This window comes from Clostridium sp. FP2 (assembly GCF_011065955.2).
GTDB lineage: Bacteria > Bacillota > Clostridia > Clostridiales > Clostridiaceae > Clostridium_AD > Clostridium_AD tagluense.
In genome coordinates, this window is sequence record NZ_JAAMNI020000001.1 from 4563589 (window position 1) to 4589705 (window position 26117).

The 26117-nt window shown below is 31.4% G+C and carries 26 protein-coding genes; 3 read left to right on the forward strand and 23 right to left on the reverse strand.

Features of this window, described 5'->3' with window-relative positions; translation table 11 throughout:
* Positions 1–132: 132 nt before the first annotated feature.
* The 14 genes from G9F71_RS21530 to G9F71_RS21595 all read right to left on the reverse strand — a co-directional run bounded on the left by G9F71_RS21530 (position 133) and on the right by G9F71_RS21595 (position 12063).
* The gene (locus G9F71_RS21530) at positions 133–1413 is read right to left on the reverse strand and encodes a S41 family peptidase (RefSeq protein ID WP_164948683.1); all 1281 of its coding nucleotides are present in this window, start codon (positions 1411–1413) and stop codon (positions 133–135) included.
* Positions 1414–1500: 87 nt separating this feature from the next.
* Positions 1501–2394, reverse strand: a complete 894-nt coding sequence (gene ftsX, locus G9F71_RS21535) for a permease-like cell division protein FtsX (protein WP_164948684.1) — start codon at positions 2392–2394, stop codon at positions 1501–1503.
* Complete coding sequence (gene ftsE / locus G9F71_RS21540; protein WP_125005272.1) at positions 2384–3070, reverse strand: cell division ATP-binding protein FtsE; 687 nt, start codon at positions 3068–3070, stop codon at positions 2384–2386. The genes ftsX and ftsE overlap by 11 nt, the downstream gene beginning before the upstream one ends.
* 267 nt (positions 3071–3337) lie before the next feature.
* Positions 3338–3694, reverse strand: coding sequence for a hypothetical protein (locus tag G9F71_RS21545; RefSeq protein WP_164948685.1), 357 nt, complete (start codon positions 3692–3694; stop codon positions 3338–3340).
* 116 nt (positions 3695–3810) lie between these two features.
* On the reverse strand, positions 3811–4749 hold the full coding sequence (locus G9F71_RS21550; protein ID WP_125005270.1) for a transketolase family protein: 939 nt from the start codon (positions 4747–4749) through the stop codon (positions 3811–3813).
* Entirely contained in the window at positions 4749–5573 is an 825-nt protein-coding gene (locus tag G9F71_RS21555; RefSeq protein ID WP_164948686.1) for a transketolase, read from the reverse strand. The genes G9F71_RS21550 and G9F71_RS21555 overlap by 1 nt, the downstream gene beginning before the upstream one ends.
* Positions 5574–5808: 235 nt before the next feature.
* Entirely contained in the window at positions 5809–6156 is a 348-nt protein-coding gene (locus G9F71_RS21560; RefSeq protein ID WP_125005266.1) for a type II toxin-antitoxin system PemK/MazF family toxin, read from the reverse strand.
* Positions 6116–6436 (reverse strand): CopG family transcriptional regulator, encoded by a 321-nt coding sequence (locus G9F71_RS21565; RefSeq protein WP_125005264.1) that lies wholly within the window; start codon positions 6434–6436, stop codon positions 6116–6118. Before G9F71_RS21565 ends, G9F71_RS21560 begins: the two co-directional genes overlap by 41 nt.
* A 159-nt stretch (positions 6437–6595) precedes the next feature.
* Entirely contained in the window at positions 6596–7756 is a 1161-nt protein-coding gene (gene alr / locus G9F71_RS21570; RefSeq protein WP_164948687.1) for an alanine racemase, read from the reverse strand.
* 57 nt (positions 7757–7813) lie between these two features.
* A complete protein-coding gene (locus G9F71_RS21575) occupies positions 7814–8455 on the reverse strand; it encodes a germination lipoprotein GerS-related protein (protein ID WP_164948688.1) in 642 nt (213 codons plus the stop codon).
* A gap of 147 nt (positions 8456–8602) precedes the next feature.
* Positions 8603–8992 carry a holo-ACP synthase gene (gene acpS / locus G9F71_RS21580; protein ID WP_164948689.1) on the reverse strand — a complete coding sequence of 130 codons (390 nt, stop codon included), beginning with the start codon at positions 8990–8992 and terminating at the stop codon, positions 8603–8605.
* Positions 8993–9339: 347 nt separating this feature from the next.
* Positions 9340–9693, reverse strand: coding sequence for a DUF6514 family protein (locus G9F71_RS21585; protein WP_125005256.1), 354 nt, complete (start codon positions 9691–9693; stop codon positions 9340–9342).
* Between the two features lie 368 nt (positions 9694–10061).
* Positions 10062–10661 carry a hypothetical protein gene (locus tag G9F71_RS21590; RefSeq protein WP_164948690.1) on the reverse strand — a complete coding sequence of 200 codons (600 nt, stop codon included), beginning with the start codon at positions 10659–10661 and terminating at the stop codon, positions 10062–10064.
* A gap of 160 nt (positions 10662–10821) precedes the next feature.
* On the reverse strand, positions 10822–12063 hold the full coding sequence (locus G9F71_RS21595; RefSeq protein ID WP_164948691.1) for a hypothetical protein: 1242 nt from the start codon (positions 12061–12063) through the stop codon (positions 10822–10824).
* A gap of 181 nt (positions 12064–12244) precedes the next feature.
* On the opposite strand from G9F71_RS21595, the gene G9F71_RS21600 reads away from it, so the two are divergent.
* Entirely contained in the window at positions 12245–13738 is a 1494-nt protein-coding gene (locus tag G9F71_RS21600) for a hypothetical protein (protein ID WP_164952553.1), read from the forward strand.
* Positions 13739–13896: 158 nt separating this feature from the next.
* On the opposite strand, the gene G9F71_RS21605 is transcribed toward G9F71_RS21600, so the two are convergent.
* The 4 genes from G9F71_RS21605 to G9F71_RS21620 form a co-directional block, all read right to left on the reverse strand.
* Complete coding sequence (locus tag G9F71_RS21605; RefSeq protein ID WP_164950775.1) at positions 13897–15006, reverse strand: DUF58 domain-containing protein; 1110 nt, start codon at positions 15004–15006, stop codon at positions 13897–13899.
* A gap of 11 nt (positions 15007–15017) precedes the next feature.
* Positions 15018–15965 carry an AAA family ATPase gene (locus G9F71_RS21610; RefSeq protein WP_164950774.1) on the reverse strand — a complete coding sequence of 316 codons (948 nt, stop codon included), beginning with the start codon at positions 15963–15965 and terminating at the stop codon, positions 15018–15020.
* Between the two features lie 268 nt (positions 15966–16233).
* Positions 16234–16692, reverse strand: coding sequence for a COG2426 family protein (locus G9F71_RS21615; protein WP_164950773.1), 459 nt, complete (start codon positions 16690–16692; stop codon positions 16234–16236).
* 179 nt (positions 16693–16871) lie between these two features.
* Complete coding sequence (locus tag G9F71_RS21620; RefSeq protein WP_164950772.1) at positions 16872–17762, reverse strand: DegV family protein; 891 nt, start codon at positions 17760–17762, stop codon at positions 16872–16874.
* Between the two features lie 195 nt (positions 17763–17957).
* On the opposite strand from G9F71_RS21620, the gene G9F71_RS21625 reads away from it, so the two are divergent.
* A complete protein-coding gene (locus G9F71_RS21625) occupies positions 17958–20501 on the forward strand; it encodes an FAD-dependent oxidoreductase (RefSeq protein ID WP_164950771.1) in 2544 nt (847 codons plus the stop codon).
* 53 nt (positions 20502–20554) lie between these two features.
* On the opposite strand, the gene G9F71_RS21630 is transcribed toward G9F71_RS21625, so the two are convergent.
* A complete protein-coding gene (locus G9F71_RS21630) occupies positions 20555–21448 on the reverse strand; it encodes an N-acetylmuramoyl-L-alanine amidase (protein ID WP_224626543.1) in 894 nt (297 codons plus the stop codon).
* A gap of 236 nt (positions 21449–21684) precedes the next feature.
* Between G9F71_RS21630 and G9F71_RS21635 the strand changes: the two genes are divergently transcribed.
* Complete coding sequence (locus G9F71_RS21635) at positions 21685–22068, forward strand: hypothetical protein (RefSeq protein WP_164950770.1); 384 nt, start codon at positions 21685–21687, stop codon at positions 22066–22068.
* Between the two features lie 83 nt (positions 22069–22151).
* Here the strand turns inward: G9F71_RS21635 and G9F71_RS21640 are convergent, their stop codons facing one another.
* The 4 genes from G9F71_RS21640 to yidA form a co-directional block, all read right to left on the reverse strand.
* Positions 22152–22835: a hypothetical protein gene (locus G9F71_RS21640; RefSeq protein ID WP_164950769.1), complete on the reverse strand. Its 684-nt coding sequence runs from the start codon at positions 22833–22835 to the stop codon at positions 22152–22154.
* Positions 22836–23244: 409 nt separating this feature from the next.
* Positions 23245–23901 carry a deoxynucleoside kinase gene (locus tag G9F71_RS21645; RefSeq protein ID WP_164950768.1) on the reverse strand — a complete coding sequence of 219 codons (657 nt, stop codon included), beginning with the start codon at positions 23899–23901 and terminating at the stop codon, positions 23245–23247.
* Positions 23902–24295: 394 nt separating this feature from the next.
* Entirely contained in the window at positions 24296–24973 is a 678-nt protein-coding gene (locus G9F71_RS21650) for a hypothetical protein (RefSeq protein WP_164950767.1), read from the reverse strand.
* A 275-nt stretch (positions 24974–25248) separates the two neighbouring features.
* Complete coding sequence (yidA, locus tag G9F71_RS21655; protein ID WP_164950766.1) at positions 25249–26073, reverse strand: sugar-phosphatase; 825 nt, start codon at positions 26071–26073, stop codon at positions 25249–25251.
* Positions 26074–26117: the final 44 nt, after the last annotated feature.

The following is a 26117-nucleotide window of genomic DNA, read 5'->3' on the forward strand; positions in this document are numbered from 1 at the left end:
GTTACATCACCTACAGTGATGCGCTCAGCTAGTGTTATGCCATTACCTATGATGATGAGCCTCGCCTGCTGTTCTAACGGTTGTTAAAAACCAAGTATCCACCAAATTTATTGGTAGATACTTGGTATGTTATTACTTTATTTTACCCTTAGCTATCTCTAAAGCTTTCTTAAATTGTGGATCCAAAGTTCTATCATATGCTTTCTCTTTAAGTGCTTTTGGATACACCACCTCAACTTCTGGTTTTATTCCAATATGATGTATATTTTCTCCATTAGGAGTATAATATTTTGATATAGTTACTTTTAATGCAGTACCATCATCAAAACCATCAACATCTCTAGAAAACATAGTTTGAACTATGCCTTTACCAAAGGTCTTCTCTCCCACTAAGGTTCCAACCTTGTAGTCTCTGATTGCTCCTGCAAAAATTTCTGAAGCACTTGCAGATCCTTCATCAGTTAATACTGTGAGTGGCATTCCTACAGCTAGACCACCCTTAGACTTATATTCTGTCTTTTCCTTATTCTTATCTATTGTATATACTAAAACCTTTCCTTCAGGTACAAAATTAGAGGTTAAATCTACACATTGATTTAAAAGACCACCAGGGTTTCCTCTTAAATCTAACACTAGACTTTTCATACCCTTTCCTTTTAATTCCATTAATTTTTTATTGAAATTTTTAGCAGTATTTTCATCAAACATTGTAAGTTGAATATATCCAATATTTTTGTCTAACATTTCACCTTTAACTGTTACCATATCGATTTTAGCACGTTTTACACTAACTTCAAAACTGCCTTTATCTTTTCTACTAAGAGTTAAATTGACAGCTTCATTTTCCTTGCCTTTCATCATTGTAACAGCTTTTTCTAGTTCTTTTCCTGTGACAGCTGTTCCATTAACCTTTTCAATAACATCTCCTGGAAGTATTCCTGCACTTTTAGCTGGTGATGGATCGAAAGGGGCAATTACAACTATATTATTTTCTTTAACTCCTACCTGTAATCCAAGTCCTGTATACACACCTACTGTTGTAGCATTAAACTCTGCATACTCTTTTTTGTTCATAAAAACTGTATAAGGATCTTCTAGGGAATTAGTCATGCCCTTTATAGCACCTTCTACTAAAACCTCATCACTAATTTTACCATCATAATACTTATATAGTTTATTTCTCACTAAAAATAGTTTTTGAAACTTTACTACTTGGTCATAAGCGTCTCTTCCAATTATTACTTTCCCATTGGGAGTTCTTAATGAAATTTGAGTTGAAACTAATAGGGTTATTGCATTAGTGACAAGTACTATAACTATAATCCAAATAATCCATTTTGTTTTCTTTGTTTTGTGTGTGACATCATTATATTCTACAGTTTTATATTGTCCAGGTCTATTTTCATCACCCATTTTATACACCTCTTTGTAATTCTCTATATATTATTTATGTAAATATAATAAATTTATAACACTAATAAGAAAATAAATATATTGTATTTACACAATCAAGAATTTTCTTATGGACATAATACTTCCCACGGCCCCAATAACTATCCCGCCCAACATAAATTGCCATAGAATAGTGCTTAATATAAAATGAGGATTTATTAAACTAATTCCTAATAATACATTTGCTGAAGACTTTAGAAAAACCACTTTATAAGCATAATATAGTATTCCGGTAGAAATAATTGCCCCAGATACTCCAAGCATCATACCTTCAATAATAAATGGCCATCTTATAAACCAATCAGTAGCTCCAACAAATTTCATAATACCTATTTCTTTTTTTCTAGAATATAACGTAAGCTTAATTGTGTTTCCTATTAAGAACAGTGATACACTTATTAAAATTAAAAACAATACTAATCCTACTACCTTTAAAGTATTTGTTATTTTTATAATTTTATCAACTAATTCTCTAACATCATTGATTTTATCTATACCTTTTAGTCCTTCAGCAGCCTTAACTACATTATCTACTATTTCAGGTTTTTCTACACTTACAACATATGCATTTGGAAAAGGGTTCTTTTTCTCAAAACCTTGTACTAAGGATTTACTATCTTCTCCAAATTGTTTTTTTACTTTTTCTAACGCATCGCCCTTATCTTCAAATTTAATTTCTGAAACTCCTTGCACATTATCAAGTGCCTTTTGAATAACAGATTTATCACCTATTGTTATATCATCTTTAAGAAAAATTTTCACCTGTAACTTAGAACCTATTTCTTCCACTCCCGCATTAACATTAAAAACAATTAATAAGAATACGCCTAAAATAAATAGAGTAGCTGCCACTGTAGCAACTGACGCAATACTAACAGTTCTATTTCTTTTCAAACTTTTTAGTGCATCTACAAAATAATATTTAATTGTACTAATCTTCATAACCGTATCTTCCCCTCTGCTCATCTCTAGCTAGAACACCTTTTTCTATAGCTATTACTCTCTTCTTCATAGAGTCTACTATATTCTTTGCATGTGTTGCCATAACTATTGTAGTACCAGCCTTATTAATATCATTTAAAATATCCATGATACCTATTGCTGTTTCAGGATCTAAATTACCTGTTGGCTCATCTGCTATTAGCAATGTAGGATTATTTACTATAGCACGAGCAAGAGAAACTCTTTGTTGCTCTCCACCTGAAATCTCATGAGGATAAGCCATATGTTTTTTTGATAATCCGACTAAATCTAAAACCAAAGGTACCCTTTTCCTAATATCCTTTGGAGAACATTCTGTAACTCTCAGTGCAAATGCAACATTTTCATAAACATTTAAAGTATCAATTAATCTAAAATCTTGGAAAACCACTCCGATTTTTCTTCTAAAATAAGGTATCTGGTCTCTTTTTAATTTCGTTATATCTGCATTGTTTAAAATGACACTACCAGTAGTTGGTTCTATCTCTTTTAAAAGTATTTTAATAAAAGTAGATTTTCCTGCTCCACTGGGGCCTACAAGGAATACAAATTCCCCTTTTTCAATAGTAATATCAACATTTGACAAGGCTATTACATTATTATCATAAATCTTAGTTACTTTCTTAAATTCTATCATATTTAATTCTCCTTACCACTTTTCTGTAATTCATTTCAGTAAAATCCATAACAACATTATATCATAAGGACTAGGCTTATAATAAATTTTATTATAAAATTTTCGTGAATATTACTCAAAATACGCTAATTTACTTTTCTAAAAATTCACAAATAACATTTATCTTTATCGTTTCCTATAAAATTAAAATTATGAGTTATTATGAAATCCTTTGTAATATTAAAGCACTAAAGATTGATTAGCAAAAGATGCTGACTACAGCAATGATTAATAAATTTGAAATAAAACTAGGTCAATAACCGTTGAATAAACTAACATAAATAAGGAAACAAAGAATATTACACCAACTAAATTCAATTTTTCATAATACTCCATCCACTTTTCTTCATAATTTAGTGGTTCTAACATTTCTCTTTTTACAAAACCTATACCTGAAATAGCAAGACCAAAACAAGATATTCTAATAGCTGTTCTGTCTACTGAAGCTAATACCCCTTGTAGATTTAAATCACCATTGACTAAACCACTTATTACTCCAATTAAAGCTCCCATAATTATAGGAACTAAAAATATCTTTAATGATAGTATAAAACAATGTAATAAATCCTTTAAAATTTCTTTCATGCTTCTTCCTCTCCCCATAGTTATTCTTGATGTATTATATCATAAAATATCACAAAAAACATTATCGCGCAAAATAGTTAAAACCCCTATGTATTAATACATAGGGGTCCTTAAAATTATTTTAAACTGAGTCCTTTTTTAAGAGCTTTAACTATCTCATCTGTGGTTAATCCATAAGCTTTTAAAAGTTCATTTGGTTTACCACTTTCACCAAAAGTATCTTTAATTCCCACTCTCATAACTGGTACTGGGTGGTTTGAACAAACAACTTCAGCCACTGCAGAGCCAAGTCCACCTATAATGCTATGCTCTTCAGCAGTAACAATTAATCCGGTTTTTCTAGCTGCAGTAACAATTGCTTCTTCATCTATTGGTTTAATAGTGTGTATATTTAACACTTTAACCTTTATTCCTTCTTCTGCTAGTATGTTATAAGCTTCCAAAGCAGCATCTACCATAATACCTGTAGCTATTATAGTTGCGTCGTGTCCTTCTCTAAGTGTTACCGCTTTTCCAAGTTCAAATTTGTAATCTGGGTTATCATTTATTGTCTCAACACCCATTCTTCCTAGCCTTACATAACAAGGTCCATTGTATTTCGCAATAGCTTCTATGGCCGCCTGCGTTTCAATATTATCACTTGGGCTTATAACTACCATGTTGGGAATACTTCTCATTAGCGCTATATCCTCTATCGCTTGATGAGACGCTCCATCTTCCCCTACAGTTAAACCTGCATGCGTGGCACAAATTTTAACATTTAATTTCGGATAACAAATAGAATTTCTTATTTGTTCAAAAGCTCTTCCTGCTGCAAATATAGCAAAAGTACTTGCAAAAGGAATTTTACCACAAGTAGCAAGTCCCGCTGCTACAGACATCATATTTCCTTCAGCAATACCCATATTTATAAATCGATCTTCCGCAACTTTTTTAAAATCTGCTGTTTTAGTAGATTTAGATAAATCCGCATCTAAAACAACTATATTTTCATTTTCTAGTCCTAATTTAGCCAGTGCGCTTCCATAAGCTTCTCTTGTTGCAATTTTACCCATTATAGTGTACCCCCAATTTCTTCCAAAGCCATTTGGCATTGCTCTTTACTTGGAGCCGTGCCATGCCAGCTAGCTTGATTTTCCATGAAGGACACGCCTTTACCCTTTATGGTTTCACAAATTATAACTGTTGGTTTTCCTTTTGTTTTTTTAGCTTCTTCTATAGCATTCTTAATTTGAACAAAATCATGACCATCCACAGATATAGTATTCCATCCAAAAGCTGCAAATTTAGCATCTACTGGATCAGAACCCATAACCTCAGAAACGGTGCCATCTATTTGAAGTCCATTATGATCTACAAAAGCCGTTAGGTTATCAAGCTTGTAATGTGCAGCTGACATAGTAGCTTCCCATACTTGACCTTCAGCAAGCTCTCCATCTCCAAGTAAGGAATACACTCTATATGCTTTTTTATCAAGTTTTCCAGCTAGTGCCATACCTACTGCTGCTGAAATACCTTGTCCAAGTGATCCTGTAGACATATCTACTCCAGGAATAGTATTCATATTAGGATGTCCTTGAAGTCTTGATCCTAATTTTCTAAGTCCCATTAGCTCATCCTTATCAAAAAAGCCCTTTTCAGCAAGCACACTATATAATGCTGGTGCAGCGTGTCCCTTTGATAGTACAAATCTATCTCTATCAGGGTCATTTTTATTTTGTACACTTACATTCATCTCATTAAAATATAATGCAGTTATAATTTCAACACAAGATAATGATCCACCTGGGTGACCAGAACGTGACTCTGTAATCATAGTTATTATATTTTTTCTAACTTGCCTTGCAATTGCTTTTAATCTTTCTACTGTTTTTTCCATATGTATTCCTCCTAATATTTCTTTGGAACATTAATAATAATCATCTACCTATATTCCTATTTATCTTCCACAATTATTATAACAATATTATACACTATAACAACATATTTCTTAGAAATTCTACAAAAATAATTAAATAACTATAGTATTATTTAAAAAGTTATAGTTTTATTAAATTACATTAAGCTATTATTCCATAAAATAAAATAAGGGCAATGATTGCCCTTATTTTATTTTATAAACCTACGCTAATTAAAATCGCAGTATCTACTTTTTTCATATCGCTATCAGTCATATGACCAATTTTTTCTTTTAATCTTTTTTTATCCAGTGTTCTTATTTGTTCTAGCAAAACTACTGAATCTTTATTTAACCCATACTCTTCTGAAGAAATTTCAACATGAGTAGGGAGTTTTGCCTTATTTATCTGTGACGTAATAGCTGCAATTATAATAGTGGGACTGTACTTGTTGCCAATATCATTTTGAATTATAATTACTGGTCTAACCCCACCTTGTTCTGAGCCTACAACCGGACTCAAATCAGCATAAAATATATCTCCTCTTTTCACTATTGTTGTCATTAGACAAATCACTCTCCGAAAGCTTAACTTCGTAATCTTTAAAATCTTTAATATCAATTTCAAAACCCATGTCAGCTATTTCTAAATTTAATTCAGCCATTTCTAAATAACCTTGTTTCATTTCATCTATATAACTGAGTCTTTTCTTTTCCTCAATATATAGTATTATAGCTTCCCTAAAAAATTCACTTCTTTTTTTAGAATCTTTCTGGAGTGCCTTATTAAATTCAATATAGAGTGTTTCTGATAGGTTTACTACTAATTTCTTTGAAGTTGACATAGAAAATTTAATACCTCCCATTTGCTTAAACAACAATATGTACAAAATATATTATAATTCAACCTATGTCAATCTGTCAAAGAAATTATGGGTATTTTCACCCTTTTACAACAGGATTTTTACACATAAATAGTTTATTTTACATATAATACATTAATATTACACGTAATTTCTTATTTTCACAACTTTACCTTCGCTAATGTAGACTCTCGGAACTCTTTTGCCAACCATACAAACTATTTCATAGTTTATAGTTCCTATTAGATGCGCTATTGTATCCGCTGTAAACTTATTATTCTCATCTTCACCCATTAGTATAACCTCATCACCAATCTTCACTCCAGAAATATCAGTAACATCAATCATACATTGATCCATGCAAATTCTACCTATTACTGGAGCAAAGCTTCCATTTATAATAACCTTCCCCTTTTCAAATAGGAGCCTTGTATATCCATCCGCATAGCCAACTGGAAGTGTAGCTATAATACTTTCTCTTTCCGTTTTAAACTTTCTTCCATAACTCACGTATTCTCCAGGTGGCAAACTTTTTATGTGTACTACATTTGTTTTTAATGTCATTACAGGTTTTAAATTTATATTGTCCTTATTCACCTCTTCAGAAGGATAATATCCATATAATATTATTCCTGGTCGTACTGCCTCATAATGTGTTTCTGGTAAATCTATAATAGCAGCACTGTTGGCCATATGTCTTATATTTATGTTCACTTTTTTCTCTTTCAACTTTTCATAAAAATAATTGTATTTTCTAACTTGATTATAGGTATAAGTCTTATCCTCTTCATCCGCAGAAGAAAAGTGACAAAACATGCCTTCTATAATTATATTAGGTAGCTTGCTAATATTATATACTTCTTCTACACTTTCATCATTTGGTAGATAACCTATCCTGCCCATACCTGTATCTACAACTATATGAATTTTAGCTATTTTATTTTTCTTGTGAGCCATTTTTGATAATTCACTTGCAAATTCATAAGAGTATACAGCTTGTTCAATGTTATATTTTAATAAATCATCTATTAAATTTGGTGGTGTAAACCCTAAAATCATTATTGGGCATTCTATGCCTGAACGCCTAAGCTCCACTGCTTCACTTACTACAGCTACAGCTAGTCTATTAGCACCATTTTGCAGGAGCACTGGAGCCACATCTATAGCTCCGTGACCATAGGCGTCTGCCTTTACAACTGCTATGATATTTGCACTTCTAGCTACTCTTCTAATTTCTCTCATATTATAAGCTAATTTATCTAAATCAACCTCTGCCCATACAGGCCTTAAATGTCTAAACATGATCTTCACCTCATCTGTTATTGAAATTTACTTTTTGTCGTAGCTTGTAACTCCCACTTATAGAAATGGGATACTTTTCTTCTGAAATGTCGTTAAAAACTCTGATGGTTCTATTCTTACGTTTGGAAGAAAATTCGAATATGTTATGTTAATTTTTTCTTTACCCTTAATATCGTAAATAACCAATTTTTCTGGTATCATACTTTTAGTATTAACATACAGCAATGCATTATTAATATTTTTGTTGCCACCAGGTATAAATAAATCGATTACTGAATATTCAATGTCATTAATCTTTTCAATTGAATATTTTATTTCCTCATTGGTATACAATAATCCTATGTATTCTCCAATAAAACAAAGTTTAAGTACTTCGTCAAAATCTTTGCTCTGTACATACTTCGCTCCATTATTTTTATCACTAATATAAATATTCTCATTTGCTTTATAAATAAATACTCTGCTATTGTTTAGCTCTAGTTTGTATCCGCCTCCTCTCAAATAGGACTGCCTTGCCTTATAGTTAATGGTCTGCTTATCATTCTTTATATCCATGTTCATTTCTGTAGTATAACTTTCCATGTTTTTCAAAAAAGTTAAAAGATCATTAGTATTCTTAGGTTTTTTATTACAAGAAGTCATTAGTGTGAAGCTCAAAGTAAGTAAAAGTATTAAAAGTACCAGTAATTTTTTTTTCATTGTTATCCTCCTAGCATTTCTCTAGAGCAGATAGGTTTAACCCTGTTATGTACCATAACAAATCACTCTACTACTAATACTATTACTACTTCTTTCATACTATTACAAAAATTAATAATGACAATAAATCATTATCCTTGTCTATTTTTACACTTCCTCATTTTTTTCAACTTCCCATATAGCATAAGCAATTGCACTATCTTCCCCATGAGATATGCTAAGATGAATGTTATACTTCCCCTCTTTTTTAGCTATTAACTTTGCTTTGCCTTTTAAAATTACTATTGGTTTTCCAAGGGTTGTCCTGTCAATTTCAATATCTCTAAAATCAAACCCCCTAAATCCAGTACCTAATGCTTTAGCTACTGCTTCTTTAGCCGCAAATCTTCCAGCCACGTATTCCGGCCTCAAATTTCTACTTTTAAGATATTCTAATTCAGTTGCTGTAAAAATTTTTTCTAAAAAACTATTGTTGGCGACCATAGCATTTTTTATTCTACGTATTTCAATAATATCAGTACCTACTCCAATAATCAAAACTATCACTCCCAATCTTTAATCTGTACACTATAATTTTTATATTTGATTAAACACATATTTTAACTTTACTAATACTACAATAATATAATAAAATTATAATTATTTATAGTATTATTAATAAAAACTTAGCAGGAATCTACTATACCTTTAGGGTAGTGGGTATTGACAATATGTTTTATTAGTAAAATAATAACAAAATTTTTATCCTATATACTTCTATTATCAAGCTATAATTTTTTTATATAACAAAAAGAGGAGAAACCTCCTCGCCATCTTAGTTTAATAATATATCGCCACTAACTCATTACTAAAGTCACCAGAGCCCATGGCGATTTTTAAAAATATTAGCAAGTACCAATATTTTTTAGCATCTCATCAAAATCGCTAATATACTCATCTATATAGTCACCTAGTATATCAATCATGTGAATAGGTGATACTGTATTTTCATATAGCATTTTTATAAGATTTTTAACCTTATGTCTTTGAGGACTTATGTTTTCAACGCAATCCCTCTCTATAAATACCACTGTATCATCAATGATGTCTTGTCTTTCAATCTCAATACCATAGGCTTGTACTTCAGTAGATTCATTATCCATTGAAACAGAAACCTGACTCTTTACTAATCTATAAAAATAATTATGCTTTACATCAACCTCTGTTACTTTTTTAGATAAACTTTCTAAAACTACCATATTCGTCCCCCTTGTGTTATGTTATTGAAAATATAGTAACATTATTTTTCAGAAAAATCTGTCATTTCATGAAATGGGTTCAAATGTATTATCTCTTAAAACTGACAACTTCAACCTTTTGTGCCCATAATGTTATTATTAACAAAGTATCCACATGCATATCATTGTATACACATTAGCTTATTTTGTCGAAATCATGATAAATATATCTAAAAGTTTTTATATTTTAAATTGAATATATTTTGAAAAGTTGCAACTATTTTTTATTTGGCCCATAATATAATGAAAAATATAATTATTTTGTAAATATTTAGCATAATATTCTTTTATTTCGATAAATGTTTTATATATTTTTTAATCCAATAATGTTATTTGTATTTTTTTCCCTTTATTTCTTTTAGCATTTTGTGCCTATCCACACCAATGTATTTACATAAATCTTCCAATATTAATAATACTGCAATAACCATAGTACAATCTTCCTTGTAATATCCCTCTAGTTCATAACGATTTTTATACACAATAGTATTAGCTTTTTTACAACTAATAGTTTTGTATAATTCATTTAAGGTATTGTATAGTATAGAGTACGAAATTAAAATATAATCGCCTTTTGCTTTTTCACTACCATTAACTACCTCTCTAATAATTTTATTTAATGAAGTATTTTTATAATACTCTAGCATTTTTAACACATAATTATCCTGGATAAATTTACCGATTATTTCGGCATCTATCAAAGTTATTTCACCCTCTGTGTTAAAAAAAATGCTAGCATCTAATAAACCATTTTTCTGATCACTAATTTCTGATAACATTTTCCTCATTTTATAGTTGAAAAAACTAGTGAATTCGCCCTTTGTAATAAAATACTGCAGTTCTTTAGTAGACACAACATACACTAGCTCTGAAAAATTTTTATAAGCCTTATTTAGATAATTCTTATTATTGTAATCTATGTCACTCATAACCCTATGGCCCCCACTATAATAAATTAGTTGAGAATTTTAAGTCCTCTCTATTTAGTGTGGCTAATTAAATTCAAACTATACTAAAACACAGGAAAATAAATAACAAGTCAAGTATACTAGCATACTGACTTGTTATTTATTTTCCTGTGTTTTGACTTTATAGTTGCTTTTTAATGTTACTATGTCCCTTTCTAACGCTCTCCACATTTTCCTGAGTCATAGTATGCAATGAGAATTTAGCTTCGTTATATACTAGTGTCATCTCATCTAAGTTATCAGAATTATCCACATTAATTTTAGTTACATTCTTTAGTTGCGAGGCAGTCATATAAGGCTTATAAATATCTGCCCCCTCAGTTATTTTCTCAAAGCCTTTATATGTGTGGAGAATCTTATCTCTATTACTTTCACCACCTCGAAAAATTTTACCAAATAAGTTTTTAACCCAATGTTTTTTGTCCTTTTCTTTAACAATTCTTTCCTTTTCTTCTACAAATCCATTATAAATTCTTGTTTTATTTCTAAATCTTGATAAAAATTTATATATTACATATAAAATAAGTAGTAAAATTAGAATTTTAAAAATTAAAATAATGGAAGGTGGTATATTAATATCTTGATATTTAAGCGCAACCTGCTGCTTATTCAAATTCCCATTTATTATGTTTTGCTTTGGTTCAGAAATATTACGTCTTAAAATAAGTTTCCTTAGCATCTCAGAAATAAAACTCATTGGTACGCCGAAAATTGTAGTTAAAAGTGATGTTATTAGAACTAGAATTAAACCTGCTAACTTTATTAGCATATCTAATACCTTCGCAATAATTTTGTTAGCAAAATCTAAAGATAATGTAAGTACTGATATACCTATAATTATATTCGTAACTATAGATGTATTGCTCTTAACCGAATATATATATCTTCGAGTTTCCCTCATAAGTATAATAATCATGATTATATAGAGAACATGAAACCTATACATTGCATTTACAAAGTCACTTCCTAACGTAAAGGAAATCATCCAAATAAACACTAAAACTACCATAGACTTATTTATATCTTCTTTATATTGAGAGTAATCAATAGGGCTATCCTCCAATGAATAAGTTATTAAAGCCATAAATAACAAGAAAATTGTATTTATAAAAATGATTTGCCCTTTGAAAAACATGGAAGACATTACTATATTAAGTCCCAAAATCACTAGTATAAAAAGATTCTTTTTTAACTTCACGCTATTAAGATATTGTGTAAAAAAAACAGTACACAAGGTTATTAAAAACAGTTTATAATCCACTAGATTTTCAAATAACCATTTACTTAAAGTTGACCAAATTATAAAAGAAATAGTAACAAAGCTTATACTATACATACTTTTTACTTTTCTATACCAGCTCATACCGTAATCCCCCCTTTATAATCAGAGCTTTCACGGAAACTCCTTAGCTCCTGTGATTACTCATTTTTAGTATCATTAATTTTTGTTGATTCCCCCACTTTTTTTGCATAAAACACTTGACAAGTCTGTAAAATTTTGCGGTCCTCCTCTTAAAGACATGTTTTAATAGGAGGATTATTTTATGCTTAAAAATTGGAGCTCTCATGCTGATTATCAGCAATTTATTATTTCAAATCTCTCATGTTTCTACAAAGTTTTTCCTAAAAAAATTATACAACTTGAACCTTCTATATCTAAGTTGTATTGCTTAGACTTAGATATTCTTAGAGAGATATTAAAACCTTATTATTCTAATATTGGTAGACCCGCTTCTCTTCAACCTGAAATATTTCGTTCATTTTCTTTAATGCTTTTTCAAAAGGAAACAAGCATTACCAACTGGGTTAAAAAGCTTCATGCAAGTGAGTTACTTGCAACCTGTATTGGCTGCACTGAAAATAATGTCCCATCAATTGGTGCTCATTATGATTTTATCTCTAGATTATGGCTCTCAAGTCTGTCTATCGACAGAATAAAACTAAAAAATACATATCCGTATAAGAAGAAACCCGCTAAAACCAAAGAACCCGGTAAAAATAAAAAGCTTCCTAATAAAAAACCAGGTGTTGTTAAAAGAATTTCAGATTTTTTTGAAGCTGGTCGCTCATTTTCACTAAGAGCCGAAAGGCTGCTTCAAAAAATATTCTCATTAGTTGCTGTAGAGCCATCTTTTAATCTTAACCTAATAGAAAAAGATAAACTCACAGTTGCTGGTGATGGTACTTGCGTTCACTGTAAATCTTCTTACTATGGTTCTAAAGTTTGTGACTGCCGTCAAAATGGAATTTACGATTGCAAATGCCCTCGTAGACTTTCTGACATAAATGCTACCTGGGGTTGGGACAGTCATGAAAATCGTTGGTTTTACGGCTACACGCTCTATGCTTTATCTGCTTATAACAAGAAATACAAGATTGATCTACCTATTTATCTACGATTTGTAGAAGCAAGCAGACACGACAGTGTCACTGGAATAGTCGCATTAGCTGAATTTAGAGAACTGTTACCGCAGTTCTCTATATCAAATTATGTTCTTGACTCAGCTAACGATAACTATGCTACATATGAATTATGCTCTAAATGGAACATTAATCCTTTTATTGACATGAACTCCAAAAACAAAGGAAATTCTAAATATCCAGTTGCTCTAGATATTAATGAAAAAGGATTTCCTATCTGCATTGGTGTCCATGAAATGGTCTATAACGGTTATGAAAAAAGTCGTTCACGCCTTAAATGGCGTTGCCCTTTAGTTTTAAAAAAGGTTGCTAGTTGCTCTTGCCGTGAACAATGCTCACCTTCACCTTATGGGCGAGTAATCTACACTAAACCATCATGGGATTTGCGGTTGTTTACTCCTGTGCCTCGCGGCTCAAAACAATGGACAACTATTTATAAAACTAGAACCTGCTCAGAACGTATAAATAATCGTATTCTAAATGATTATAGGATTCATTCTTTACGAATATATGGTAAAAAACGTTATTCATTTATGACTATGATTGCTGGAATTAATATTCATCTAGATGCAAGACTTAAAATTTCAGGTTTTAGTATTTTAAATTTATTAGTGTAGCTGTTTAACAATCAAATGCTTTTTTCTGAAAATTCCTGCATCGTGCAGGCTTGTTTGCTATGACTATTTTTATCACTAACTGCTCTCTTAGCATAAAACTTATAGTCCTATATGGCTCTATACAAATTCAAGTTTTACATATTAGTTTCCGTGACTACTCAATCAATCTTTTCAATACCTGAAATGTGGGTCACAGTGGATTCTAAAGAAACATCTATTATTTTAATTAAAATGCCCTTTCTTTTCAATTTAGATAAAATACCAACACTGTCTTCATCTAAATATGGCGTAATAATTACATAAGTAGAATTTGGATTTAAATCTTTTATTTTACTTCTTAAATAATCACTAAATTTAATAGTAATACTATAACTCATCCTGGCACTAAGTTCCATTATTTTTCTAAGAGCATTAATATCAGGTGAAATTTCATTAATAATTTTCGTTTGCATTCCCATTAATTGACAGTTAGTCCACATTCCTGAAGGTACGCCTTCTTTAATGGCTTTAGACGCCAGTGATGCCGCCACTGTAATTCCATTTTCTATAAGTGTTGGTTGAATGGTACCCCAATAAGGCTCACCACATTGACCGTTTACTATTATTGTAAGGTCTCTATCTGATGTGAAATCGTATTCTTTTACCATAAGCCTGTCCATTTTCAAACTAGATTTCCAATGAATATCCTTCATTCTATCCTCTACGTTATACTCTCTTATGCCTTTAATATATAATGGGTCTTGATGAATCCATCTCTTAACATAATTATTACCTTGTAAATTGGTATTTGCAAACTCAACATTATTCATATTAATAAGTTTAGGATAAACCAAAATCTCTAGGAAGTCTTCTACTGCTACTGTTTCTGCAGAGCGTCCAAATAAATCTCCTACAGTGACATTAATATCTCTTAAGATGTAGGCTCCCCTTTTGTTACACTTCAATTTACAAATTCTTCTTTTTCTTTCATACCAACTTATAGTGTATTTACTTAAATGCCACAAATCCGCCCCTTCCTTAAATTTATTACTGTCTGATACAAATTCTATATCCCCTGGCATTTTTTCACTTAACATTAGAAATGATATAGGTAGCCATTTATTATTTTCAATGGTTGTAGTTAGTTTGAATTCCTCACCAGGTAATACTCTATCTTTATCAATATTTCTACTAATTTTCAGGTTATCAAACCCTTTTTTTCGTGTATACTCACCTATAAAAAAAATAATAGTTAATATGGCCAATATCAGAGCAAATTGTATAAACATAGTTTGCCCCCCTATAACTTTTCGAGTGGAGCTTGAATAGTACTTATTATTTCTTCTATAAGTGATTTACTCTTATTTCCCTGTCCTAAATCGTTCTTAAGCATTAATCTATGGCCTAAGATAGGAACTGCAAGTTCCTTTATATCCTCTGGAATTACATAGTCTCTCCCGCGCACAGCCGCAAGTGCTTGGCTTCCCTTCATCATATTTAGTGTAGCTCTTGGACTACATCCAAGCTCCACTTCCTTATGACCTCTTGTAGCACTAACTATTGCTATTATGTAATCTTTTATTTCTTCGCTAACATGTACCATAGTATAATTATTTTGAACATACTCTATATCTTCCATAGTAATCACAGCCTGAAGGTCATTTAATGGATCCGCTGTCATAAATCTATTCATCATAGCTTTCTCCTCGCTGGCATCTGGATACCCTAATGAAAGCTTCATAAAAAATCTATCTAATTGTGCCTCTGGTAATGGAAAGGTTCCAAACTGTTCCACTGGATTTTGAGTAGCAATTACGAAAAATGGCCTTTGGAGTTTTATAGTATTACCCTCCACAGTAATTTGCCCTTCTTCCATACACTCTAAAAGTGCTGACTGTGTTCTAGGTGTAGCCCTATTAATTTCATCGGCTAAAACTATTTGACTGAGTAGTGGTCCAGACCTAAACTCAAAGTCCTGATTCTTTTGATTATAATAATATATCCCAGTTAAATCTGATGGTAGTAAATCTGGTGTGAACTGTATTCTCTTAAAATTGCAATTCATAGAGCTTGAAAGACTCTTCGCAAGCTTCGTTTTTCCTAGTCCAGGAACATCCTCAATAAGCACATGCCCAGAACATATAAAAGCTACTATAATTTTATCTACACTGTCTCCTTTGCCTACTATAACTTTACCTATATTCTCCTTGATTTTGCCTCTAAATTCTTCGAATTTCTTTGTATCCATTTTAAAACCCCCCATTAGCTTATATATTTACATTTAGCGACTTATAAATTCTTTACTGTAAATATATCACATATAGTGGTCTTTTTAAATATAACATTAATATTTCTACTTGTTACTGTTTTATCAGTTTTAAAATAGTAGCTATTACTAGGTGTGACATTTCAACGTAATGACTTGCAATATAAAAGAAAAAAACTATTGAAATCGATTTAGAAATATAGCATAACCTAAGAAAAAAATCCCTCACCATTAGGTAAGAGATCATTTATTAAAGCATTTTCAAAAAAGCTGGAGCAGCTACAGCTAAACCTGTAATAATAACTCCGCATAAAAAAGATCCCACAACTGCACACATAACAGATCTTTTAAAATCCAGCTTTAAAAAAGCAGCTATTGCAGTTCCCGTCCAAACTCCTGTAGTTGGAAGAGGTATTGCAATAAATGTTATAAGCGCTATTTCTTCAAATTTTTCAAACTTAGCTTTATTTTTGCTTATCTTTCTATCAATTAGATTATAAAAGCCACTAAAAAATTTATATTTTCCTAAAAAGTCAAATATTTTATTAAAAAATATTAACACAAAAGGAACCGGTAGCAAACTTCCAAAAAAGCTTAACAAAAATACTGCTATTGGATTAATATGATACTCATATATTCCAAGAGGTATAGCCCCTTTCATCTCAATAAGAGGTACTGCCGACAGTAATACTACTTTTAACCATTCCATAAAAAATTCTCCTTATTTACATTTTTTTCTTAATGTATCTTCAAAAAAAATGACTAGTCACTATACTAGTCTTTTTTTGATACTTAATTTATTATTTATAATACTATTATAAGTATTATGATTACTTACTTTCAAGTGATATTATAAATAAAATAATATTTAACTGTATATTCACAATTCTAAATATCGATTACATGATGTTGTCTACTCTCACCAATAAAAAACACTGCCAAAGCCCCTGTCCCACTAAATCTTCCCACCACTGGTCCAATGTAATGAATAAGTACTTCTTTAACACTAACCTTTTCCAGTATCTCCTCTTTAAGTCTTACAGCTTCCTCGTAGCAATCTGCATGACAGATAGCTATGCTTTGAGTTTCAGGATCTATAATCTTATCCTTTACTATTTCTGCAAGCTTAGTTATGGATTTTTTACGACCACGAACCTTGAACACTGGCATTACACGTCCAATCTGGTTAAGCGTAAGTATAGGTTTTATATGCAGAACTAGCCCTAATGTAGCCGCTACATTAGATATTCTTCCGCCTCTTTTTAAAAAATTCAAATCCTGCACAGTAATATATGTATTTAAATTTTGTATATTTTTTTCTATTTCGCACACTATTTTCTCTGCGGTGCATCCGACCTTTTTCATTTCTACAGCTTTTCTAACCATAAGTCCTTGACCAAGTGATGCTGTTAACACATCAATAATATATATTATGACACTTGGAAACTCTTCTAATATAGCAGTCTTTCCAATATTAGCGCTATTATAGGTTCCGCTAAGACCTGACGAAACTCCAATATAAATTATATCCTGCCCACGCTTAGCAGCAGGTTCAAACATGTTGTAGAAGCTTTCAGAATTTGCTTGAGAGGTATTTGGAAGTGCCCCTTCCCTAAGATCATCAAAAAACTGTTTTTGACTTAAACTTTGTCCAAAATCATCTAAGTACTCTTTATCATTATAACTAAATGGTAACATAGCAAATGGTATGTTATTCCCATAAATATATTCCTTTGGCAAATCACAGCAAGAATCTGTCATAATAACAAAATCTCTCATTTGTACTCCTCCTACTTTTTATAATTCTGCAAATATTTCGTTAAACAATACAGTAGAAACTATAGCATAAAATGTGTTCACTGTAAAAGGAAATTGCATTTACGGGGTAAATTATTATTGCTTTCTAAATACGCCTATATTATAATGTTAAATAATAACTATTATTTTTCAATAGTAATTAAAGGAGTGTTGTAAATGAAGGCATTAGAAGTGAAAAAAGATATATATTGGGTGGGTGCACTAGACCCCAATCTTAGAATTTTTGATATAGTTATGTATACCCCTTTTGGCACTACTTATAACTCTTATGTAGCTCGCGGCAGTGAAAAAATTGCGGTATTCGAAACAGTAAAAGAGAAATTTTTTGATGAATATCTGGAAAGATTAAAGTCTTTAGACATCAATATAGAGAACATTGATTATATCGTAGTTAATCATACGGAGCCAGACCATGCAGGTTCAGTTGGTAAACTTTTAGAAATTTCTAAAAATGCTAAAGTAGTTGGTTCAGCTACAGCAATTAATTTTCTTAAGCAAATTGTAAATAGAGATTTTGAATACATAACTGTAAAAGATGGAGATATTATAAATCTTGGAAACAAAACCTTATCCTTCATTTCAGCACCTTTTCTTCACTGGCCGGATTCAATGTTTACCTATGTTGTAGAGGACAAAGTTCTTATAACTTGTGATTCCTTTGGAAGTCATTACTGTAATGCCGAAATGTACAATGACTTAAACCAAAGCGATGAAAATTATAGGGAAGCCTTAAAATACTACTTTGATGGTATTATGTCCCCCTTCAAACCTTATGTATTAAAGGCTATAGATAAAATCAAAGACCTTTCAATAGATATTATATGTCCAGGACATGGCCCTATTTTAAGAGAAGACCCTTGGAATATAGTAAATTACTACAAAGAGTGGAGCCTTCCAAGAGAATCTTCCCAGGAGCCACAAATCACATTATGCTACGTATCAGCTTATGGCTACACTGAGGCTGTGGCTAAAAAAATAGAGCAAGGCATAAAGACTTATTGTAATTTTAAAGTTAACATGTATGATGTTATACATAGCGATATGAATGATATTTTAAATAGTATAGATAAATCTGAGGGAGTAATTTTTGGTTCCCCTACTATGAATGGAGACGCACTAAAACCAATATGGGATATTTTAATAAATCTAAACCCTATAGTTCATGGCGGAAAAGTAGCTTCTGCATTTGGTTCTTATGGCTGGAGTGGAGAAGCTGTTCCAAATATAGAAGATAGATTAAAACAAATTAATCTAGATTTATATCCTTCCATGAAGTATAATTTTAAACCCACAGAAGGAGATTTAAACTTCGCCTTCAAATTTGGAGAGTCTTTTGCAGAGAAAATAGCTGAAAAACTCAAAATAACAAGTTGCCCAGTAAAGCCTTCTACACAAAAAAGATGGAAATGTGTAGTTTGCGGAGAAGAATTTGATGGACCAAACCCACCTGAAATATGCCCTGCTTGTGGAGCCAGTGCCGATCAGTTTATTCAAGTATCACAAGATGTAGTAACCTTTAGTTCTGATAAAAAAGAAAAATTCCTAATCATCGGTAACGGTGCTGCTGGATATTATGCTGCTGATGCCATAAGAAAAAGAAATAAGCAATGCGAAATAGAAATAATCTCAGATGAACCATACTTAACATACTATAGACCTTCCATCTCTGATGGTATAAGTGAAAATCTTAAAGAAGATACTTTTTATCTGTCTCCAAAACAGTGGTATGTAGATAATAACATTATCCTTACTTTAGGAGTTCAGGTTGAAAGTTTAAATCCTGAAGAAAAAAATATATTACTTAAAAATGGCAGCGCTGTTAGCTATGATAAGCTAATTTTAGCAAATGGAAGTCAAAACTTCATGATTCCTGTAGATGGAGTAGATAAACCAGGTGTCTTCACTTTAAGAAATCTAAAGGATTTAGAAGCTATTAGAAGTAAAATGAAAACCGCAAAAAATGTAGTAATTGTAGGTGGCGGACTTTTAGGCCTTGAAGCGGCTTATGAAATAAGCAAGACTGGTCTAGATGTTTGTGTGGTGGAAGTCAGTAATTCCCTACTTACTAAGCAATTAGATAGTGAAAGTAGCCTTATACTTAAGACTGCAGTTGAAAACCAAAATATCACAGTTATACTTTCCGATTCCGTAACCTCTATAGTAGGTGAAAAATCAGTTTCCTCTATTAAGCTCAAAAGCGGAAAAACACTGGAGGCAGACCTTGTGCTATTTTCAACAGGTATTGCACCAAATAAAAATATAGCCCATAAAACTAATATAATTACGAGCAGAGGCATACTAATCAATGATAGAATGGAAACTAATGTTAAAGACATCTATGCCTGTGGAGACATTGCAGAATTCAAAGGTAGAGTGTATGGTAATTGGCCTGCTGCTGTAGAAATGGGTAAAGCTGCAGGTATGAATGCAGTAGGAGAAAGTAAAGACTTATCCATCTCCCTAAGCGCCATTTCCTTTAATGCTATGGGCCTTGAATTATTGTCCGTAGGCGAAATTTCAAAAGAAGGATCTGTTGCTATTGCCTTAAAGGATGATGCAAACAAAATATACAAAAAATTATTCTTCACTGAAAACATCATAACTGGTGGTATTCTAATAGGAGATAATAAATCTTCAGCTAAACTAATAAGTGCTATCGAAAGTTCAAAATCAATAAAAGAAGTCCTAGATATCCTTTAGGTGTCAACGTTGAAAAGAACACATAAGACTTAGTTGTCTTATGTGTTCTTTTCTTATTGCATTAACGCCTTATCAATCCCCTCTGATAATGCTTTGGATAGTTTATTTTGATAATTTTCAGTTGATAGTAGCTTATCCTCTTCTATATTAGATTGAAAACCCATTTCCACTAAAATAACAGGAACCACCGACCAATTAAAACCTGTAAGATCACTTCTCTCCACAACACCTCTATTTTTTATACCAACGCCGTGGATTAAATTGTTAAGAACTATTTCTCCATATCTTTTACTTGTTTTATATATAGCCTTTGTGCTTTTGCTATCTGCTGGCACCAGCATTGATGCTCCCTTAACAACTGAATTATCATTTGAATCCGCATGAATTCTTATAACTAAGTCTGCCTTAGCCGTATTCCCAATCTTCGCCCTTGCAATATTCCCTAACATTTGTTTATTTTCTGTTTTAGTCATTATTATCTTATAGCCTTTTTTTTCTAATAAATTTTTTAGTTTAACTGATACTCCCATATTAACCAAGTACTCGGGAGTTTTTGTGTTAATACCCTCAGCCCCACCTGGCTCCTTTATTTTCATTATGTTAGAACCTGGAGCCTGCTGCTCTTTTTCCATACTAGTAACACTTGCATGTCCTGGGTCTATAACAACAACCATATCAGATTGTTTTTTCAAAGCCTTCTTATATTCTTGGGTTTTAACCTTTGTTTTTGCTATGACTGGGGTTTTAACTTCTTTTTTAGTTACAACCTTGCCTTTTGGTATTAGCTTTTCTGCTACTTTATTAGTTTTATTTATATTTCCGACCTTAACATTTATATCCTGTACAGATTTTCCATTTACTTTACTCACATAAATTGCACCATATAACGCTCCACCTATAATTGGTAAACAGATAAAAATCAATATAATCTTCTTCATTTTCGACATTTTAACACTCCTAACTCTTTTTCTTTGAAAATAGCAACAATTAATGCCTATCTTACTATTCCTTGGTGATAATGTATATACTTATATCGCTTTTAAATAAAATTTATAGATTGCAATGCAACCTTTACAAGATTTTGAGGAAAATGTTAAATGTTAAACTCCAATCATTCCCTAGTATTATAATAGGTTAAAAAACCAAAACTAAAAAATATGAATTAAAAAAAGGAGGCCTTTTCATGCCACGTAATAAAGATAAATACGTCAGCGAAGACCGTAATAAAATCGAAAAAGCTAATAGAATAGAGGAACTTGAAAACTTAGTAGAAAGCCATACTAGAACAAAGCGACATCTTGAAGAGCACTCTGACATTGCTTCACCTCAAAAAGTTAATGAATCAAGAGAAAAACAAGCTGAGAGAGAATACAACATTGAAATATTAAAGGATAAAATTATAAGCGGACAACAAATACGCTCTAATGAGTCAAAAGATCTAGAAAAAAACTATATCTTTGCTAAAGGATACATTGCTCATAACAAAGATCATATGGATATTGAAGCCTTAGATAACATGAAAGAAAAGCAGCAAAATAGAAGAGATAAGATGAGCGGATTAACATAAGAGGTAAAATATTTAAGCATAGAATTTATAAATTTTCTTGATTTTCTATAAATTAAAAACAGGCAAATCTAGAAATATAACTTCTAAATTTGCTTGTTTTTTCTTTTTAATATTTTATTTTTCTTTCCTTGTTGCTTACCCTCAATAGTTGCTGCAACCTCTAATTCTGATTTAAAAGGGTGTTTAGAAATGATTTTCGTATTTATAATCTTTATGTACTCTTGATCAATAATAAACCTATCACCATTGTCTCTTTCAACGATTAAAGTACGTGGATAGTACATTTCTCTTTTCTCATCCTTTTCAATACCCAGATGTATCCTACGTCCATAGTGAGTATCATACAGGATAAATTCGCAAGATACCTTAGAATGGCCTGTAATATTATTAAATCTTATAATTTCACAATGCCTCAATAGTTTATAAATGCATGAAAAGCAAAGAATTTTGTCCTTATCTCTAGAAAATTTTCTTTCATCTATGCTTCTTAACTTTTTAATAGTTATATCCTCATTAAAAACACCCATATAACCATTTTCACCACTATAGAATTTTTTTGACTTATAGGGCACTATATGTTGGAATCCCATCAAATGACAAAGATTAACATCTAAAAATTCCAACTTTATTATATCCTTGTTTTCTAGCTGGAGCATATATATGTTAGGGCAAATATATATATCATAAAACTCTTGCAAAAGCTTCAAAGAAATTTCAGAAATCTTGGGTAACCTATTTAAATTTAATAGCTCATCTGTAGTTAGCATATTCCCTCCATAAGGAATGTCGTAAAAAACTATCCTAAGTATAAATATTTTATAATGCCTTGTGATACTAATAAAGTCTTAACTAATAAAAGTTAAGACTCCTAAAAAAACATATATTCTAATAAAATGAACAGCATATTAGTATTTTATGCCCTAATCGGCTAAGCTCCCAGTATATTTATTGTCTCCTAGGCGAGAGTGCGGGGCTGTTCGCTTATTCCCTCACAAGACTTAAATATTTTCCAAGTCTATATACCCTATTATACTCCTCATAAACAAACAGTACAACAATATTATAGTATATTTATAATCATTGGGAATACCCAAAAGTGTACTTAAAATACCGGTTAAATATTATTTATGGAATTTCCAGTTCCAAACTCTTATTGCAAGGCACTCCGGCGATTTCTTACTTTATTTTTCCCAGTGCCCCCTCTATAATCCCTAGCACATATTTTTTATCTTTTTCATTATTTTCAAAATCTAATCCTTCCACATTTATCTTTAAAATTGGTGATATATTATATTGCTCAAAATAAGCTCTATAATTAGAATTTAGCTTTTCCCAATATTCACGTTCCACAATTTTCTCATACTCTCTGCCTCTTTTATTTATCTTATCCATAGCTGCATCCACAGATGTTTCAAGATATACAAGTAGTTTTGGCGCCTTACAATGTTCGATCATATTCTCGAACAGTTCAGCATATAACTCAAATTCTTCATTGCACATCTCACCTGAATCCTTTAACATTTTAGCAAAAATCACATCTCCATAAATACTTCGATCCATAACTGCATCTTTTACTTTTGAAGCTTCCTTAATATGCTTAAACCTTTTATTAAGGAAAAATATTTGAAGTGGAAAACTATATCTCTCTCTGTCATAATAAAATTTTTCTAATATAGGATTATCCACCACTGGCTCCTCAAAACGCACATAGCCCTTTTCTGCCATTATATTCATAAGTGTGGTCTTCCCTACTCCAACTACTCCATCGATAACTATCATATCCCAGTTTCCTCCTCTATTTATCTTACTTAGTGCCCCCTCGTAAAACCCCATAATATTATACTCTCCTTATATACTTTTAGGTATAAACCCTGCACATCTTTTAAATACTTTCATTCTAAAATTTGATTTCTATAAGCAACTCAAGACGCCTACCTATTAATAATTATTATGTCCCCCTGAGGAATGGCAATCATGAAATTTCCCCATAGTGACTTGCAATAAGAAGCGAAAAGACTATTGAAATTCCATTTGGAAATTCATATTTTGCGAATATAAAATTCTCGTAAGCCTGCCAGGACGGCAGGCTAGCGAACCCGAGCCAGGAAGGCGAGTGTGAGTGCTAGAGAATTTTATATTAGCAAAATATTAGAATTTCTTAATGGAATTTCTAGTCCCGAGCTCTTATTGCAAGGCACGCAGGAGAAACTTAATACTTTGTTATCCCCTACACAATTTTAACATTTTTCCTTTTTGAATAAGCTAAAATTATACCCAAAGCCAAGGATAAAAATGCAGCCATAAGAACTCTATACTCACCTGGCAATAAAAAAGTTATTGTATGTGCTGGTATCCAGAAAAAGGGGATAGTTTTAAAAATAACAAAACTCATAAACCCATACCAATCTATTTTGTCCGTTACAGCTCTAAGCTTAACTTTTTTAATCTCACTAAACTTTCCATGACCCAAATCTATATATGTATCGGTAAGCCTATGTAAGGTCATAAATGTAGGTCCAAAGATTAAATTCATAAAAGCACTTGTAAAAAATGCAAATAATAATTTAGCTGAAAAAGTATCAGGCACACCACTAGGCAATAACCCCTTCTTCATTGAACCAATTACTCCATTTGCAAATAAATCAAAAGCTATAACAAACCCTATACCCAAAAATCCCCAAACTATAAATTTATATATAATTCCTACAGGTTTCTTATAATTTCCAGTGACTATTCTAAGTGCTAAAAGCTCTCCCATTGTAGCTAAAATGGAAACCTTTACAAATCCCATTATGTAAGGATGTGCTTTATTAGCTAATGTATATATTTCATTAGTCCATGGAAATGCCAATAAAAAAATAATTATTAGTAATGCCCCTATCCATATTAAATCCTTTTTTTTCACTATAATTCCCCCTCTGTATTCCTTTGTATTATATCAGAATTCCAAAGCAGTTTACAGATTTTTAGGGCCAAATTGTGATTTTTTATAAATAAAAAAAGCTAGTAATTGGACTCTTACTAGCTTTTCGATATTTGTTTGAAAAAGTTTTTTTGTATTAATTTTGTCTTTAACTGGGGGGATAAAGATGATCAATACAAACTGAATTAACAGTTTCTATGTTTTTATTATATACTAATTAAATCTTATTGTCAACAACCATTATTATTTAATATTAATTATACTGCAAAAGCTTCTTCGCCATTCAAAATGAACTTATTAATTATATATGCTACTCCATCTTCTTCATTAGTTTTAGTTATAAAGTTGGCGATTTTTTTAACTTCTGGGAAGGCATTTCCCATAGCAACTCCTAGTCCAGCATATTTAATCATATGAATATCATTGCCTGCATCACCTATGCATATAACCTCTTCTTGCTTAATATTAAGTTTTTTTGCAAGGGCCGCTACTCCTGCACCTTTATTAACTGATTTATCAAGAAACTCTAAGTAGAAAGGTGCACTTCTAACTACTGTATACTTGCTACTTACCTCTTCAGGAATCTTTTGCATTATTTCCTCTATTATTTCTGGCTTGTCCACAAACATGACTTTTACTATAGTAGTATCTACAGCTACATCTTCCACAGCAATTATTTCGTTAGAAATACCATTCATTTCAGCCTCTCCCCTAGTGTATATAGTATCTTTAGGAGAAATCACACTAGTCTCTGTTAATGCATGTATATTAACATTTAGCTCTTTGCTTAGCTCATACAAATCTTTATAATCTTGGAGAGTTAATGTTGTTTTAGATATTATTTCCCCACCTTGAGAGCTTTGAACAAGTGCTCCGTTAAAAGCTACTGCATAATCATCCTCGGAAACTAAGTTAAGTTGTTCTAAATATTTTTTAAAACCAACTAACGGTCTTCCTGATGCTATTACGACTTTCACTCCATTTTCTCTCGCTTGTTGTATTGCTTCATAATTTGCTGGTGAAATTTTCTTTTCATCACTTAATAAGGTTCCATCCATATCTATTGCTATTAATTTATACATTCATAACCTCCATGTAACACATTTCTTAAAAATCACTTAACGTG